General features: G+C 60.0%; 16 protein-coding genes and 1 pseudogene. 2 read left to right on the forward strand and 15 right to left on the reverse strand.

Annotated elements, in window-relative coordinates; genetic code table 11:
- The 12 genes and pseudogenes from AB4Y36_RS23580 to AB4Y36_RS23635 form a co-directional block, all read right to left on the reverse strand.
- Positions 1 to 1,381: pseudogene (locus AB4Y36_RS23580) on the reverse strand (type VI secretion protein VasK); the annotation flags it as partial.
- Between the two features lie 96 nt (positions 1,382 to 1,477).
- A complete protein-coding gene (locus tag AB4Y36_RS23585) occupies positions 1,478 to 1,768 on the reverse strand; it encodes a PAAR domain-containing protein (protein WP_368684252.1) in 291 nt (96 codons plus the stop codon).
- Positions 1,769 to 1,856: 88 nt separating this feature from the next.
- Positions 1,857 to 3,104 (reverse strand): hypothetical protein, encoded by a 1,248-nt coding sequence (locus AB4Y36_RS23590; RefSeq protein WP_368684253.1) that lies wholly within the window; start codon positions 3,102 to 3,104, stop codon positions 1,857 to 1,859.
- Positions 3,105 to 3,129: 25 nt separating this feature from the next.
- On the reverse strand, positions 3,130 to 4,644 hold the full coding sequence (locus tag AB4Y36_RS23595; RefSeq protein WP_368684254.1) for a DUF2235 domain-containing protein: 1,515 nt from the start codon (positions 4,642 to 4,644) through the stop codon (positions 3,130 to 3,132).
- Positions 4,641 to 5,150 (reverse strand): DUF3304 domain-containing protein, encoded by a 510-nt coding sequence (locus AB4Y36_RS23600; RefSeq protein ID WP_069262255.1) that lies wholly within the window; start codon positions 5,148 to 5,150, stop codon positions 4,641 to 4,643. Before AB4Y36_RS23600 ends, AB4Y36_RS23595 begins: the two co-directional genes overlap by 4 nt.
- Before the next feature lie 25 nt (positions 5,151 to 5,175).
- Positions 5,176 to 5,397, reverse strand: a complete 222-nt coding sequence (locus AB4Y36_RS23605; RefSeq protein WP_368684255.1) for a hypothetical protein — start codon at positions 5,395 to 5,397, stop codon at positions 5,176 to 5,178.
- 655 nt (positions 5,398 to 6,052) lie between these two features.
- A complete protein-coding gene (locus AB4Y36_RS23610) occupies positions 6,053 to 6,559 on the reverse strand; it encodes a DUF3304 domain-containing protein (protein WP_069262253.1) in 507 nt (168 codons plus the stop codon).
- 147 nt (positions 6,560 to 6,706) lie between these two features.
- Positions 6,707 to 7,120: a DUF3304 domain-containing protein gene (locus AB4Y36_RS23615; RefSeq protein WP_368684256.1), complete on the reverse strand. Its 414-nt coding sequence runs from the start codon at positions 7,118 to 7,120 to the stop codon at positions 6,707 to 6,709.
- Positions 7,121 to 7,886: 766 nt separating this feature from the next.
- The gene (locus tag AB4Y36_RS23620) at positions 7,887 to 9,197 is read right to left on the reverse strand and encodes a DUF4123 domain-containing protein (RefSeq protein ID WP_368684257.1); all 1,311 of its coding nucleotides are present in this window, start codon (positions 9,195 to 9,197) and stop codon (positions 7,887 to 7,889) included.
- 49 nt (positions 9,198 to 9,246) lie between these two features.
- The gene (locus tag AB4Y36_RS23625) at positions 9,247 to 11,595 is read right to left on the reverse strand and encodes a type VI secretion system Vgr family protein (RefSeq protein ID WP_368684258.1); all 2,349 of its coding nucleotides are present in this window, start codon (positions 11,593 to 11,595) and stop codon (positions 9,247 to 9,249) included.
- 378 nt (positions 11,596 to 11,973) lie between these two features.
- The gene (locus AB4Y36_RS23630; RefSeq protein WP_368684259.1) at positions 11,974 to 12,744 is read right to left on the reverse strand and encodes a PP2C family serine/threonine-protein phosphatase; all 771 of its coding nucleotides are present in this window, start codon (positions 12,742 to 12,744) and stop codon (positions 11,974 to 11,976) included.
- A 17-nt stretch (positions 12,745 to 12,761) separates the two neighbouring features.
- Positions 12,762 to 13,055, reverse strand: coding sequence for a hypothetical protein (locus AB4Y36_RS23635; RefSeq protein WP_368684260.1), 294 nt, complete (start codon positions 13,053 to 13,055; stop codon positions 12,762 to 12,764).
- Between the two features lie 476 nt (positions 13,056 to 13,531).
- On the opposite strand from AB4Y36_RS23635, the gene AB4Y36_RS23640 reads away from it, so the two are divergent.
- Positions 13,532 to 13,999 (forward strand): lecithin retinol acyltransferase family protein, encoded by a 468-nt coding sequence (locus AB4Y36_RS23640; RefSeq protein ID WP_368684261.1) that lies wholly within the window; start codon positions 13,532 to 13,534, stop codon positions 13,997 to 13,999.
- A 61-nt stretch (positions 14,000 to 14,060) separates the two neighbouring features.
- Positions 14,061 to 14,303 (forward strand): hypothetical protein, encoded by a 243-nt coding sequence (locus tag AB4Y36_RS23645; RefSeq protein ID WP_069262246.1) that lies wholly within the window; start codon positions 14,061 to 14,063, stop codon positions 14,301 to 14,303.
- 2 nt (positions 14,304 to 14,305) lie between these two features.
- On the opposite strand, the gene AB4Y36_RS23650 is transcribed toward AB4Y36_RS23645, so the two are convergent.
- From AB4Y36_RS23650 to AB4Y36_RS23660, 3 genes are all read right to left on the reverse strand, one after another.
- Positions 14,306 to 14,521, reverse strand: a complete 216-nt coding sequence (locus AB4Y36_RS23650; RefSeq protein ID WP_368617429.1) for a hypothetical protein — start codon at positions 14,519 to 14,521, stop codon at positions 14,306 to 14,308.
- A gap of 127 nt (positions 14,522 to 14,648) precedes the next feature.
- Positions 14,649 to 14,921 carry a hypothetical protein gene (locus AB4Y36_RS23655; RefSeq protein WP_368684262.1) on the reverse strand — a complete coding sequence of 91 codons (273 nt, stop codon included), beginning with the start codon at positions 14,919 to 14,921 and terminating at the stop codon, positions 14,649 to 14,651.
- A gap of 96 nt (positions 14,922 to 15,017) precedes the next feature.
- Complete coding sequence (locus tag AB4Y36_RS23660) at positions 15,018 to 15,290, reverse strand: hypothetical protein (protein ID WP_069262244.1); 273 nt, start codon at positions 15,288 to 15,290, stop codon at positions 15,018 to 15,020.
- Between the last annotated feature and the right edge of the window lie 312 nt (positions 15,291 to 15,602).

A 15,602-nucleotide genomic window follows, 5' to 3' on the forward strand; every position in this document is an offset into this window, starting at 1 on the left:
CCTCATAGCCGGGCCACAGCACAGCGAGCACGGCGCTGTCGCGATTCAGACCGAAGCGCGCGGTCCAGGGCGCGCCGTCGCGCTGACGGCTCTCGAGCGTATCAATCTGCTTGTCGAGACTGTCGAGTGCCTGCATGCCCTGCGCCGGGCTCAGGGTTCCAGACAGTTTCGCGAGCGTGTCCTGTGCTGCGCCGATCGTGGCGCGATTCGACAGGCCCGACACCATCGTGCCCACGATCCAGAGGGCGGCCACGCCTGTTGCCATCCACGCGGCGAGAATCGACGGTGAAAAGCCAACGCGGCGACCGTGGATTTTTCGGCTGTGATCGGCGACGGTCTGCCAGATCGAGCGGTGCTGTGGAGCGATGGGATCGTCTCCCCCCTCTTCGACGGCTTTACCCGTGGCCGCAGGTGGGGCCAGCTCCCGCTCGCTCAATAGCGGTGCGAAAAGCAGGCCGTGAACGGCGTGGCGCCAGTAGCGCGAGCGGGCCGTCTGCACCACAAGTCCCGACAGGGCGCTACCTAGCCGCTCGATATGCTGCGAAAGTTCGGCCGGGTAGCGGTCGTGATTGTCCCGGGCAATGCGTTCGACCCCGGTGTCGGCGAGATTGCGTATGAGGCTGCGTAGCGACGTGTGGACCTCGTCCGCGTTCACGCAGGCGTTCGACCACGTGAAACCAATGGCCTCGTCCGGACCCGTGGGCTCGGTGCCAAAATCCGTCACGTTGACCAGATAGGTGGGTGCCACCCAGCGCAGTGCGCGGGCGTGGCGCGCCAGGCGCTGGGCAAGCTCGTCGGCGTCGAACGCAGCCCTCGCCGACGTGCGGTTGCGGGTCACTGCCACGATCGCGTCGATCGGCCGGCGGGAGCGCAGGCGGCGAATCTGGTTGAGCCAGTCGGTGTCGAGTCTGTCGGTGGTCTGCTTCGCGTAGAGCAGGACGGTGTCGCCGGTGATCAGGTAGCCGGTGGCGACAAGGCCGGGGGCGAGACGCTTGACGAGTGGTTCGTCGCCAGTGATGAGCACCCAACGCTCGTGATAGCGCCAGCGCCATCCGTGCCTGTCGCGAAGACTGTTACGCAAGTCTGCTGCGTGCGAACCCTCCGCCGATGCCACGCTGCCAGACTGCCCTGATGACGGGCTGAACTGCTTCGCTACCCAGTACCGGATCCGCCGTGCAGCGATGGCTGGTCGCGAAGATTCATCGAAGCTGAACCACAGGAACAGCACGACGAACACGGTACAAAGAGCGACGATCCACCCTGCCCGACGTTCGGCTGAATGTAGACCCAACCACGGGTCGCCCCTGAACCAGATCAGCAATCCGGGCAGCACAACCAGTATGACGACGCTCAGAATGTCGGTCCGGAACTTGCGTAGCATATTTCGTTACAGTCGAAGGTGAAGTTGCAATGCCAGATGGCAAAGCCGGTGGCCTGCCCTCGGAAGTGAAGCTGCCGCGGCAGTTTCGGCCTACGCTCAAACATCCACGTAAGATGAGTATTGCGATGGAAGCAGACGTGGAGGTGGATCACACCTGCACACGCACAGGTCATCGCTCAGTGCGCCTTCCCTGCCATCGGGTCCCGTCATTGACTGACGCGGCCCGTCGCACACGATGTAACCTGTCGACTGACATTCAGGACACCATACTTCGTCCCTCTCGTAGGCCTGCTCGTGTTCGCCAATCCTGTCCTTGGGATCGCCACCCACTACGGTGCCATCCGCCGTCGTCCTGTCGCCCTTCAGAATGTCGTACCGCCTGACCATGATGTGATTCCAGATTGATGAGATAAATCGTCTCGTGTTCCACACCGCAATCGACTAGCACGCGGAACGCTCGCGGGGTGCCTCTTCGTCAAGTGACACTTCGCATAACCGAAAAACAGACGCCGGTTTTTCCAGCCGTCGCAACAAGCTGGGGCGCACCATCCTGCACAGCGCCATTGCCCGCGCACGCCACGGCGAACCACGGCGCCGCCGGCCCGGCATGGCCAACCATGTAGTCGATATCTGCCACCTTTGCGCCAATACCTGCCTTGACGACAGCTTTGGTTACCGCATTGGCGCCAGCACCATCGAGGCCGCCCTGCCAGATCCGTTTGATGTCCGCGGGCTTGCTACATCCCCATCGCAGGGTACGCGCAAGCGCGTCGTCTATGGCACAGTCATCTGTCCCGTTCGGCCGATGGAACATCGCGATCGGCGCGAGTGCAAATTTCTGACATACCGCTTCGGGCGCGACGAGAAGGGCAACAACAACTTCTGCACTTCCGTCAGGAGGGAGCGCCTGACAAATTGCGTTCAGTCTCACGCAAACGACAAGCCGTGCCTCCTCGTCGAGCCTGCGGTTGACCCGGTCAAGCCACGCGTCGGCGTACATCAGGTCGGACGGCTCTGGCATGAGCCTGACCTGAACCGGGCGCAGGTCCGAGCACGCCCATTGCCTGTTCCAGATTGCCAGCGCTTCGTCCGTGTCCACCATGCCCGCCAGCAGCAACTGGACCCTCACCCCCAAATCCGGCGGCAACGAACGTACCGCTTCTGCAACCGAATCGGTCACAGTGCTAAACGCCCATGCCAGGACATACCGGCGGCGCTCGTCGTCGTTCCTGAAACGCATCCCGCCCTCGTCTCTGTCCGGCTTCTCGAACCAGCGCGCATTGACCGGTAGAGCGCCTGACTCTGGGGCCGTCCGCGGTTCGAGCTTGACGGATCCATCCAGCAATCTGCCAAGGTCATCGTCCTTCGCCTCACTGGCAAACCTGACGGTCGAAGCGAGAACACCCAGCGGTCGGCTGGCCCGCTCAAACACATCGTTCACGTAGCTTTCGCGGGCGTCGTTCCACGCGATGGCGTCCAGCCGACGCCCTTCGTAGACGCTATAGCGCCGAAGGACAACGAAGGTTGCGATACCCAGCGGGTACACGGTAACGCATGTCCAGAACCACGGTGTTTGAGTCGGCTCGCCCTTGGGCCAGAGAAGCAATACCATGAATATTCCAGCGATCACAATGACGAAGAACACGATGGTCCAGACGATGCGCGACGGCGGATTCTCCGGCATCGGTTCCAATGGCGGAAGCTTCGAGAAGTTGACAGCCATACCTGATTTCCTTCAGAAATCGCAATCAAGCAGTCGCAGCCTCTGGCGAGGGTTCTGCCATCGAACCGGACGGTTGCGTTGTCCCGGATTGGGCTGTCGCTACGCTTGCCCCCTCAACGTCAATGATCTGCCGTGGCTTGAGGTACCCGCTACCGTCGATGCGCAGGAACCCGGCTCGCGAGTCGTGCACGTATTGATCGAAGAAGCGGATCATGTTGGGCGACAGGGTCGGTGGGTTCAGCCACACATTCCAGTAAGCCAGTTGTTCGTCGGACAGCGGCTTGTTGTGAGGGCGATCACCACCGGCCGCTTCGATCACGCGATCGTATTCGCCTCGATCTGTCTTCCACAGCTGCGTCAGGTAGGCCCGCCAGTTCATCGTGTCCACGTCGATCTGCATTTGCTCGTGGAACTGCTGAATCCGCTCGAGTTGGGCCTGGATCTCCGGATCGGCCGAGCACACCCCGTTGTAGACGTCGCAAGGCCGCTCGCTGAACCGCACCTTCAACCAGCCATAGTAGAGGCGCATGTGCGCGAAGATCTGCTGCTCCAGAGTCCCGTTTGTGTTCACGGTGCCCATGTACTCATCGAACAGCGCCTTGACGTCGTCGTCATATTCGAAAAGGGCGAACACGTCCTTCTCGGCGAGCTTTGGTGCGGTGAACGGCACGCCGCTTATTGCTGCCTCAAGGCGCATGCGGTTCAGCGCTATGCGGGCGAGCAGGTCGGAGCGGGCCTGTTCCTCGGGCCGATAGCCGCCGCCCACATCGGAATGCACGCCCGGCAATACGATTTCTTCGTAGAATGCCTGCGTGCCGCGCACGGGCGTCACGGGAAAGCAGGCACGCAACTCATGGCCGGCGACGAAGTGCACACATCGCTCCACCTGCTCGGGCACCATCATGCGCATGTCGGAAAGGTTATGGGCTGGCAGCCCGACCGACTCGACCGTATCGAACACACCGAGAAAGCGGAAGTGCAGCGGTGCCGACTGGCCGTCCACCGCCGTCGGACACGGCCAGTGCGGCACGCCGTCTTTCAGCGTGCACTTCTTCAGCAGCCGGTTCACGAACGCCCGGGCGAGTGTGGCACCGCGCGAGAATCCGAACACCGCGACATCGATGCGACTAACTTTGTGGTTTCGGCGAAGGGCGAGGTTTAGCTCACCCTCGGCTTTTGCTAAGCGAACGTCGCTACCCAGTCCAACGCCACCACCCATAATCTCGCTATCGCGGATCTTTTCCCACCAGCCAGGATTGCTTGCGTCCAGCGGCGTACCGACGCCCTGATAGTAGAGCGGAACGATCAGCGGCCTCTCGTCAGCAACGTGCCCCAAGTACAGGCGTGCGACATTTGACAACTGCTTTCGTGGTAGATCATTCTTGAGATTGTTTTCGGTACCGTCGAAGAAGAAGCTGAACCATGGCTGCTGCTCGCACGTGGTGCAGGTCATGAACTCTTCCGCATGCTGCTGCGTGGCAGTCTTCATCGACCGCAAGAAGTGCATCGGGTTGTCGGTTATCCAGTCCTGCACTTTCATTCTCCCATTTGTCGCATGACTCGGCGCCCATAAAACAATTGATCTACTCGGGGACTTGGCTTGCCATCGTACTCTGCTGATTCAGAAACGAATTCGGCCTCGATATTGTGGCCGGGAAAGAAACGTACAATCAAAAAATTCATCGCGTCAGGCGCGCTCGACGTCGCACCCGCGACTGCCACGTCTTTGCTGTACGTCTTCCACTCTGACCTGGTTTCTTGCCGCCCCCCTACGCGCCACACTACCTTGATCGACTGGCCGACGCCCGGCATTAGTGAGCAACAGATGCTTCCAGACTTCCCACCTCGCGAGAATTCCGCCAACTGAACCCCTCCCACTCCGGTGTCTTTCCCCGAAGCCGTTTGAATCCAGAATTCATGGATATAGTCTTCGGTATAGTTCGCTCCCCACGCCGACGCATCGACGTAGCCACTTGGCTGAACGACGGCGCACCCAGTCATCGTGCTCAACAACACTATGAAGAACCCACATATCACGCGTCTCATTGCTCACCCTTCGTTCGGTCATCGTCTACCGCCACCACGCCGTCGTAACGCCTTCTCTATTGACTCGCGACAACTTTCTCAGCGGCAAGACAAGATCTCGATTATTTCCCGTGCCATCGAAGAAAAAACTGAACCACGGCTGCTGCTCGCACGTGGTGCAGGTCATGAATTCTTCCGCACGCAGCTGCGTGGCGGTTTTCATCGACTGCAAAAAGTGCATCGGATTGTCAGTTATCCAGTCCTGCATCGTTATTCTCCTATGTGGCGCATCACGCGCTGCCCCGAAAACAGTTTGTCGACGCGAGGACTTGCCGAACCGCCCGATTCCCCTCGGTCCGGTATTAACTCTGCTTCTACGTCATGGTCGAGAAAGAATCAGACCATCAAGATGTTGTAGGAATCTTTCTTCGTTGGCATCGCGCCAGTGACCACGACGTCCCTGCTATACGTCTTCCACTCTGACCTGGTTTCTTGCCGCCCTCCAATGCGCCACACCACCCTGATCGTTTTCCCGACGCCTGGAATTCGCGAACAGCATTCGGAAGATCCCGTCCCCCCCTAGAGAATTCCTTGACCTGAATACCACTCAGCAGCGGATTCTTTCCGGACGTTGTTTCAAGGTGGAACTCAGGAATATAGTCCTCGGTGTAGTTCGCACTCCATGCCGATGCATCGACATATCCGCCTGACTGGCTAAGGGCGCACCCGCCCGCGCCAAATACCATCACCAGGAACGCGCGTACCATCCATCTCATTGTCTGCCTCGCTTTTTTTCGATTTCGGTTACCACGGTAGCAGCTAGCACGAGGTGCAGATCATGGATTCTTCTGCATGCTGCTGCGTGGCAGTCTTCATCGACCGCAAGAAGTGCATCGGGTTGTCGGTTATCCAGTCCTGCACTTTCATTCTCCCATTTGTCGCATGACTCGACGCCCATAAAACAATTGATCCACTCGGGGACTTGGCTTGCCATCGGGCTCTGCTGATTCAGAAACGAATTCGGCCTCGATATTGTGGCCGGGAAAGAAACGTACAATCAAAAAATTCATCGCGTCAGGTTCGATCGACGTCGCGCCCGCGATTGATACGTCCTTGATGTACGTCTTCCACTCTGACCTGGTTTCTTGTCGCCCCCCAACGCGCCACACCACCCTGATCGTTTTCCCGACGCCTGGAATTCGCGAGCAGCATTCGGAAGATCCCGTTCCCCCCCTAGAGAATTCCTTGACCTGAATACCACTCAGCAGCGGATTCTTTCCGGACGTGGTTTCAAGGTGGAACTCAGGAATATAGTCCTCGGTGTAGTTCGCACTCCATGCCGATGCATCGACATATCCGCCTGACTGGCCAAGGGCGCACCCGACCGCGCCAAATATCATCACCAGGAACGCGCCTACCATCCATCTCATTGTCTGCCTCTCTTTTTTTCGATTTCCGTTACCACGGTAGCAGCTCGCACGAGGTGCAGGTCATGGATTCTTTTGCATGCTGCTGCGTGGCAGTCTTCATCGACCGCAAAAAGTGCATTGGGTTGGCGGTTATCCAGTCCTGCATTCTTATTCTCCTATATGGCGCATCACCCGTTGGCCTAAAAATAGCCGGTCAACCCTTGGGTTTCGTGCGCCACGGGGATCATCGCCAGGAACAAACTCCGCTTCAATTTCATGCTTCGGAAAAAATCTCACAATCAAATAACTGTGACGGCTTGAATCTTTTGATACTTCCCCCTTCACCACGATATCCCGGCTGTATGTCTTCCACTCGGCCCTGGTTTCTTGACGCCCACCTACGCTCCACACTACCTTGATCGACTGGCCGACGCCCGGCATTAGTGAGCAACAGATGCTTCCAGACTTCCCACCTCGCGAAAATTCCGCCAACTGAACCCCTCCCACTCCGGTGTCTTTCCCCGAAGCCGTTTGAATCCAGAATTCATGGATATAGTCTTCGGTATAGTTCGCTCCCCACACCGACGCATCGACGTAGCCACTCGACTGACCGACGGCGCACCCGAGTCAGCATGATCAACAACGGTACGAAGAATCCACATATCACGCGTCTCATTGCTCACCTTTCGTTCGGTGCATCGACTACTGCCACCACGCTGTCGTAACGCCTTCTCTATTGACTCCACGATGTCGCGACTGTATGTCTTCCACGCTGACCTGTCTTCTTGGCGCCCGCCGACGCGCCACACCACCTTGATCATCTGCCCCATACCAGGGATCAGCGAGCAGCATTCACGTCCACCTTTGCCGCCTCGCGAAAACTCCGAAACCTGAATACCTCCCATTCCGGTGTCTTTCCCCGAAGCCGTTTGAATCCAGAAGTCGTGGATATAGTCCTCTGTATAGTTAGTACTCCATGCCGACGCATCGACGTAGCCACTCGGGTGACCGATGGCGCAGCCGGCGAGTATGCTCAACGTCACGACGAGAAATCCACCTATCAGCTGTCTCATTGCTCGTGTTCCCTTTGTTCGATGACTACCGTCACATACCGTTAAGAGACCTTCTTCATCAATCTTCGGCTACTACTTCCAACAATTGAAGTCGGGGTCAGACATGCGCTGCTTCTCGCACCAGATTGTGAATGCAGTAGACATGCATCCTGTGAGTGATGTAGCCATAAGAAAAATGACCAAAAGTCGAAATGTTCCTTTCAAATTTCGCTCTATCTTTATCTAACGTCGCAGACGTGTTTCCGCTCGACGTCGTACTTGACGTTGGAGCTTCTTCACCACTGCCAAGCGGCCCCCTTCGGTTCATCAGCATGCATGCTCACGTAGATTCGCCAGTTGCGCGCAAACCTCACGACCGCTGTCCCTTCTCCATCGGCACGGGGCAGCTCCCCAGTCACCACAACCTCATCCGATGACGCTCCCGTTGGCCCGATCCACTTCACAGTGACAGGGGTGCCCGGAACCGGCACCCGCGCGGATGCGATTTCAATTGCCGCAGCCTCAAACCCTCTATCGTCAACGTCGCCCAGCATCGCGCTGCACGGATAGCTTTCACTGGATGACAGCAGTTCGATCTTTCGCCTGGGGATATCGGTGTCGTTCAAGATTTGGACGCGCACGAACGTGTAACCGCGCCCCATAATTTCTGTGTGGTAATCCTGTGCTGCGACTTCCGCGGCACGCAGGCGGGCGGACTCCGCCACCTCCCGCCAAACCGTTTGGCCCACTGCCATGTAGGCATCGATCAGCGTTTGCCCGCCGTCCGGAAAGCGCGTGAGGACAGCCTGCAGCGCAGGATGCTCATCGTACTGTCGTCCATACAACAGGCCCGATGCGGCGTACACACCCTGATCGACCTTGCCGGTCAGGCCATACTCGAATGCACGTTCAACGAGAGGCGTGATCCGCTGAAATTGCTCATTGGCGTCAAGCGAGTTGTCGAGCACGTCGGGACGGGCGCGTTTAAGCCATGCCAGCACCTGAGCGGGAGCGCCAACGCGGTAAATTTTCTCTTCCACATTTTCTGAGATGGGGAAAACGTCCCACGCCGTGGGGATCGGCAGATTCTCGCCGGGCAGTTCGACCAGTACGCCATGGAAATCCAGACACCACCATGCGACGCACGGGCCAAACATGTACCGCCGGATGTCGTCAGGCAGCGTCCGATACAGAACCGGCAGGTAAGACGGCTGATGAAAGAAGAACCACGATTCCTGGTCGTCCGATTCAAGCCGTGCGTGCAGCAGCGTCTGCAGGTGGTCGACGAGTGGTTCAACCTCATGCGTGACCCACAACCACGACACGAGCCGGCTATCGCGTCTGGCCAGCCCCAGAAGCACGCGGATCAGGCGCAACGGTTCAACGCCTTGCGGCTCGGGACATAAAACCAGCACGGGCCCCGTCTCCGACAGGTTGTCGAGACCGGTGTTAGCGTACAGCGATACGCGCGGCATCGTCTCAATGACGTCGGACAAGGCATACGGCCTGTCATCAGACATCGAGGCGAAATCGATCAGCGCATAAAGTTGCAGACGCGGATGAATCGCTTTGTACGCGGCGTACTGGGTTCGAAAACGTTCCAGCACAGGTTCAATTTCTGTAAGTGGCATACCGGATCAGTCGGTGGCAACAGAATTACATGCGTGCGAAAGGCATACCGGCGCGACTCGCGCGCTGCGCGCATTCCGTCTCAGCGGGTACGGGCAACACAGGCAGATCGCCAGCGAGGCTGGCTGGGCCCTGCCGGCTGAAGGCGGCCGATTTGATCTTCCGGTTACCCCGCGTGCCATCTTCAATGCCTGCGGACGAAATCCGGACATAGGACCCGCCGCATTTGAGGAGAAGCTCGCTTTTCGCTTCAATTGTGATCCGACCATTGGCACTGGTCATCCACATGTCCTTGTCCGACGTCAGGTGCATCTCATCGCTTTGTGCCTGAACCTCGACTTTGCCGCGCGCGGCATAGAGTTTCAGCCCAAACTTGCGCGCGAAAATCGACACGAGCTCACCGGCTGCGACCGTAAAGCGCTTCAAGACGCCGATATCGGCGTTCCCACCAGCGGTCGCAATCAGATGGTTGTCCGCACTCAGCTGGAGATCCGTCCCGGAAGCCAGTCCCATCCCGTCAGGTGCGCTCACAAGAACGCCGGCGCTCTTCAGGTCCCTGAGCGTTCCATTGAGCAGCTCGCGCTGACGCTCGTAGTCTGCTGCCACCGCTTGCGCCGCGATCGCAGCCTGACCGAGTGCCTGCATCTGCTGAAGGGCCTGCTCCAGTAATGCCTGAGCGGGTTGCATGTCCAGTTGCGTGCCCTGGGCAGCAGGTTGCGCGTGCGCCGAGATCAGGCCGCCTTTAGCTCCTCGCACAGCGACGTGCTCGTCCGTACGCAACTCCGCACCTTTTCCCCGCTCCTTGCGACTGCCATCGACCATATGCCCAAGATTGAGCTCGCTAGTCTGAAACGGCGTCGTCAGGTGAATGTGCTCGACGCCTTCCTTGTCCTCCATGCGCATCTCATTCTGCGCAGCCGTGCGGATGAGATTGCGCGTATTGTTCAGGTTGTTGACGAGATCCGGATGCAGGCTGTCATGCAGCGCTCCGATGATGATGGGCCGGTTTGGATCCGCGGCCGTAAATTCGAGCGCGACCTCCGCGGAATCGATCAACGGGAAGTGGTGACCGTAGTTGTCGCCGCTGTAGGGCTTGGCAAAGCGCACCGGCCGGCTCGTGCCACCCGGGCTCCATTCGTCCAGATCGAACGGCAGCTTGATGACGTACCAGCCTTCTTCCGTCAGATAGGCATATTTGTAGTTTCCGGGCGACGTGATCCGGGCCGGGAGCACGCCCCTGATTTCCGGTTTCGGGATCGTGTCCATGGATGTTCGCCAGACCCGATCCGAAGGAATCCCCTCGAACGTCACGCGGTACGACTTGTTGCGCCCACCGTGCGAGCGTACCGACGTGATGAAGATCCCGTGCTTCGCATCGACCTGAACCGGATCGACCAGCATGACCTCCCCGGCTTCCAGCCAGAACGGATTGCCGGTGCCGATAAACGTCACCTGACCCGCGAGGTGAGCCTCGTGCCGCAGACGGGCAATGCGCCGGCCTTCCTCCGGCGTCTCGTAGTGCTCGCCCCAGTGATAGTCGACGGCGTTGGTGGTCTTGTCCCCGCGTGCCGTGTTCTCCTCGACCAGAAGCGAGACGTCGGCCTGGCGATGGTTGTAGTCGTGCAGGCGCACGGATTGTGGCACGCGCCGGGTACGCCGCCGCAGCGACTTGATCGAGTCGGCACCCACGCTCTCGAGGCCCGAATCACGACGATGCGGCACCGTACGCTGCTTGCGCGCGTACGCATCCAGATCGTCGCCGAACACCATCACCGCGTAATCCTTTTTCTGCTCCCACCGAAACCAGATGCCTTCTTCCGCACAGATGCGCTGGATAAACGCGAACGTCGTCTCGTGGTACTGGGTGATGTACTCGTGCCGCTTGTATGTACCGCGCAGGTTGAATCTGAAATCGACACCGGCCCGGTAACCGTAGTGCCGCAGCGTGTCGGTAATGATCTCTTCGACCGACTGCTTCTGGAACAGCCGGCTTGTCCTGCCACGGTTCAAGTCCGCCATCGCAGGCTCGAGCCTGACGCGGTAGCGCGTCTCATCTGCGGAGGTCTCGTGCTCATCGAACTTCGTGATGATGCCGTGGACGGCCTGTGCGGGCGGCCTTTTGCTGAACTTTTCAGCGTTCTCGCCAAACATGCGTTGCAGGTGGCCCATGTTCGGGTCGACCGGATCGATGATGAACCGGGCTGGACGCCCGAGTACCTGATCCATCGGAAGACCCGCTATCGGGCTTGTGAATTCAATCTCGTACTCGTAGAGCTGGCTGATCCGGTCATGGCCCGCGAACTTCACTATCGAGAATGGCGCCGGATGGGGCGCCAGCTTCAATTCATAAGCCTGTAACGGCATGAGCCACGACATCGAAAACCTCCCGGATACGTCGCGAAAAAGGCGTTGGGACGCAAGAAGTACACTGAACGGAGCTGGCCAGCAATGCTCAATCGCCCGATCTTTGACCGGGCTCCCAGGAACAGCCAGATAAATCGTCAAGGATTGCCAGGTACAGGGGGGCTGTGCGAACCGTTCGCCGGTGTTCGCGCCGGCTCGCACGCCATCCGCGCGAGCCGGACGGAGGTCTGGCTGCGTGCGAACTGCAAAGTGCAAAGAGCTTCTGGGCGTGACGACCGCGGCAAAGAAAGGAGGTGCGGCCCCACACAGGGGCGACGCCGGGGTACCGAAGCGGAACCAAGGAAAGGCCAAAAACCAAAAACCAAAAACAAAAAACTAAAAACAAAAAAACTAACGCCCGACAGCAGGATTAACGAGCGTCCGATCCGACGCAGCCGGATCATCCACCCTCACAACGACAGCGGTAATATTATCCCGCCCCCCAGCCTGCAAGGCCATTTCAACAAGCAAATCAGTGGCATGCTGGCAATCCCCAGCCTCGAGCGCCCGCACCATCTCGGGAACCTGCACTTCATTGCTCAGGCCGTCGCTACACAGCAAAAAGAGGTCTCCGTCGCGCACGACGATGCGGCCTTCGTCCAGATCAAGCCAGTCTGCCGCACCGACGGCCCGTGTTATCAAATGCTGCGATGGATGGTGGCGCGCCGCTTCGGCGCTCAAATGCCCCTGCGCCTGTAGCTCCGCCACGTAACTATGGTCCGTCGTGAGCGCTTCGAACTGTGCATCACGGTACAGATAGATGCGGCTGTCGCCCGCCCATAGCCAGCCAAACTCGCGCCCCTTCGCTATCAGCACGGCAACGGTGCTGCCTATCATGCGAACCCCGCGCCGCGCGGCTTCTTCGCGCAGCTGGTGGTTCACTGTTTGCAGCGTGCCGCGCGCCGTGGCCGAGAAACTGGTGAGGGTGTTGGGTATGGCAATCGCCCCAAGCGCGCGCACGATCATGCCGCTGGCCAGATCGCCCGCCGTGTGCCCGCCCATGCCGTCGGCCACTGCCCACAAGCCCCGTTGGGGCTGATCGAGACATGCATCCTCATTGAGCGCCCGCACACGGCCTACGTCCGTGCGCGATGCCGAGCTCCATAACAATCCGCCTGTCACGATCGAGCCTCCATAGGCTACGCGACGAGTCCGTTATTCCTGCCGTTCTGGCCCACGTTTACCGCAACGTTCGAGTTCGACGCCGAATTGGTCACATCGAGCGTCTGGTACTGATTGACGACCTGATTCGCGTAGAACGTGTTGTTGGTCTGATAGAGGTTGATGATCGGACCGAGCGGCGAAGGCTGCGCGGGCTCGTAAGGCTGTATCCAGCCGAATACCCACGGCGCGCCCGCGCCCCGGATAAACGACATGGCGTTGCGGTCGAGATCGCATTGCAGATGAAGGTCGGTGATGGCGAGCGAGGTCATGACAGGTCTCCGTCAAGATGATAGCCGCAGGTCCGCGGCGTTCCGACCATACCTTGCAAGCAGCATGCCATTTTTCGGCGAAACGCGGCGCTCGCGCGCCATCTCCCCGTGAGGCTTGCCCCATATGACATCGCACTCACGGAGCGCGGTCCGCGCGTGCCCGCGTCTCGTGCGGTCGCGGTGCGATGGTCGTGCGCTCGCCAACACGTTGCGTGCCTGTCGTCATCAGGACTCCGACACATACACAGTGCCGCTTCCTCAGCCGGATTGGCGGCGACCCGATGGTTCGACGCCGACACAATCGAAGCACACGAGTTGGTGCAACGCCGACACACGAGCGCCTCCAGCGCGCACATTATCCCGCTCCGCCTTATAGAACCGTGATCGGCCGCCTGGCATATCTGATGCAGGGTAGTTGGCAACCGGCAAACGTCGAGCAGCACAGGAAGCCGGCAACCCGCCAGACGGATGCAGCCATGAGCCCCGACCTTCAACCGACGATGCACGCAGACGAACCGCCGCTCGGCGCGCATCTCGTATCGCGTCGCGCGGGCTACAGCCATCACGGCATCTATGTCGGCGGTGGGCGGGTCGTTCATTACGCCGGCTTGTGCGTATCGCTGCATCGCGGTCCGATCGAAGAGGTCACGCTCGAACGTTTCGCCGCCGGCTACGAAGTCGCCGTTGTCGCGCATCCGTGCGCAGCTTTCGTGGGCCGCGAAGCCGTCGCGCGGGCGCGCTCGCGTCTCGGCGAAGACCGCTATCGACTGCTCAGCAACAACTGCGAACACTTCTGCACCTGGTGCGTGGACGGCAAGGGCCGCAGCGACCAGGTCCGCACCTGCATTGCCCATCCGCTGGCCGGCTTGCGCGCGGTGCGCGCGCTGGTTCACGCGCGCCGCCTGCAGGCCAGCCGCGAAACGTACGTCGCGCACGCGGTGTAAGCGCCATATCCAGTCGAGACCAATACGACACGTATCGCCGCTACTTGCATCGGAGATCACCATGAATTCCGCCGAAACCTCGCTGCGCACTCTCGTCGACAAGTGGCTTGCACCCAACGCGCGCGTGCCGGCCCGTGTAGTACGTTTCAGCCGCACGCACGAGCAACGGCTGCGCTATGTTTGCGTCGAGGCAGTCCATCCCGCGCGCACGATTGCAATCTTCTTCTTCCGTCACGACGACGGCACGTGGTGCGTATTTCCGCCTGCCAGCACGCGTCCGGCGATGACCGCACGCGCTGCGTGAACTCAACGCAGCAGCGTCGGGCGGGGCCGCGCCGCGAGGACGGTTGCCGGCCCTCGCTGCGCGGGCGAGCCTTCGATCTCCACACGTACGCCGATAAACGGCCGCGGCACGAGTAGCGTGCGCTGCGAAGCGACGCGGGCGCCGCCCACGATCGCGGCCATTGCCTGCCTGTCCAGTTCCACGCTTTCCGGAAGGTCCTTGATGACGATAATGCTCATGGTCTGCTCCACGATAGCGGATTGGGCTCGAGGGGTGTCGTTCGAGTATAGGCGGTGGCGCGCGGCGCACGTAAACAAGCAGGCGGCGCCTCGCGGCGCCGTCTACATTTTCCCTTCGCGGCAGCGGCTAGAACGTCACGCCGGTGTTCGCGTATTGCGAGGGATTGACCTTGAGATTCAGCGGCCCGAAGCCAGCGCCGATATAACCGATGTTATTGAGCGCGGCGACGTCGACCACCTGAACCTGCGAGATGTTCTGCACGATGTTGGGCGAGACGGTGATGTTGGCAATCGAGCCATAGCCACCGTAAGAGCTGCCGTTGCCGCCGCGTACGGCTGTCAAGGCGCGGCGGTCGAGTGCCGTTCCGGGAGCCAGCTCGCGGATAACGAGGGAACTCATGATGAGCCTCCAGTTGCTGATGAATAGGGCGGGTGGACCCGGGCGGGCGCGGCACGCGAATGAACGCAGCGTGCGGCCGCGCCGCCGGCGGGACGATCAGAAGTTGATCGTGTTGTGGGCGGTCTGCACCGGGTTGACCGTCGCGTGAATGTTCTGCGCGAAGGCGACGTCGTTGCCCACGTTGTTCTCGATGGTGTTCGTCTGGCCGATCAACTGCTGGGCGGTGAAGTTCGTCGTGTCGTACTTGAACGACGGCGCCGGGTAGTAGCCGGGCCAGAGGCTCAGGCCGCCACCGCCGCGAACGGCGCTCATTGCTTTGCGGTCGAGTTCTTGCGCGACGCTCAAGTCGGCGATCATCAGCTTGCTCATGACAGTTCTCCAGAAGGGCAGTACGGTGTAGTTGGCGATTGAGCTGCAGTATCTTGCGGGCTCGCTCCTCCTGATGCACAGGCTGTGCCAGCGGCTTCGCGCCAGCCTCACGAACCGCTCGACGCCTTGTGCGACGGAGCTTTGCGGCAAGCCAGCCGGTGTGTGCGGGACAGGTGGCGGCACTTGCGCGCGAAAACGCTGATGGTGGAAGCCCAACAGCGCGTGGCGCGCTCGTTGGATTCGCTGCAACACGTGCGAGCCAAAGGCCTGGTTCAGGCACCGATTGCACTGCGCCGTGCCGCAGATTAATCT

This window comes from Paraburkholderia sp. BR10936 (assembly GCF_040965735.1).
In the GTDB taxonomy this organism is placed as follows: Bacteria; Pseudomonadota; Gammaproteobacteria; order Burkholderiales; family Burkholderiaceae; genus Paraburkholderia; species Paraburkholderia nodosa_A.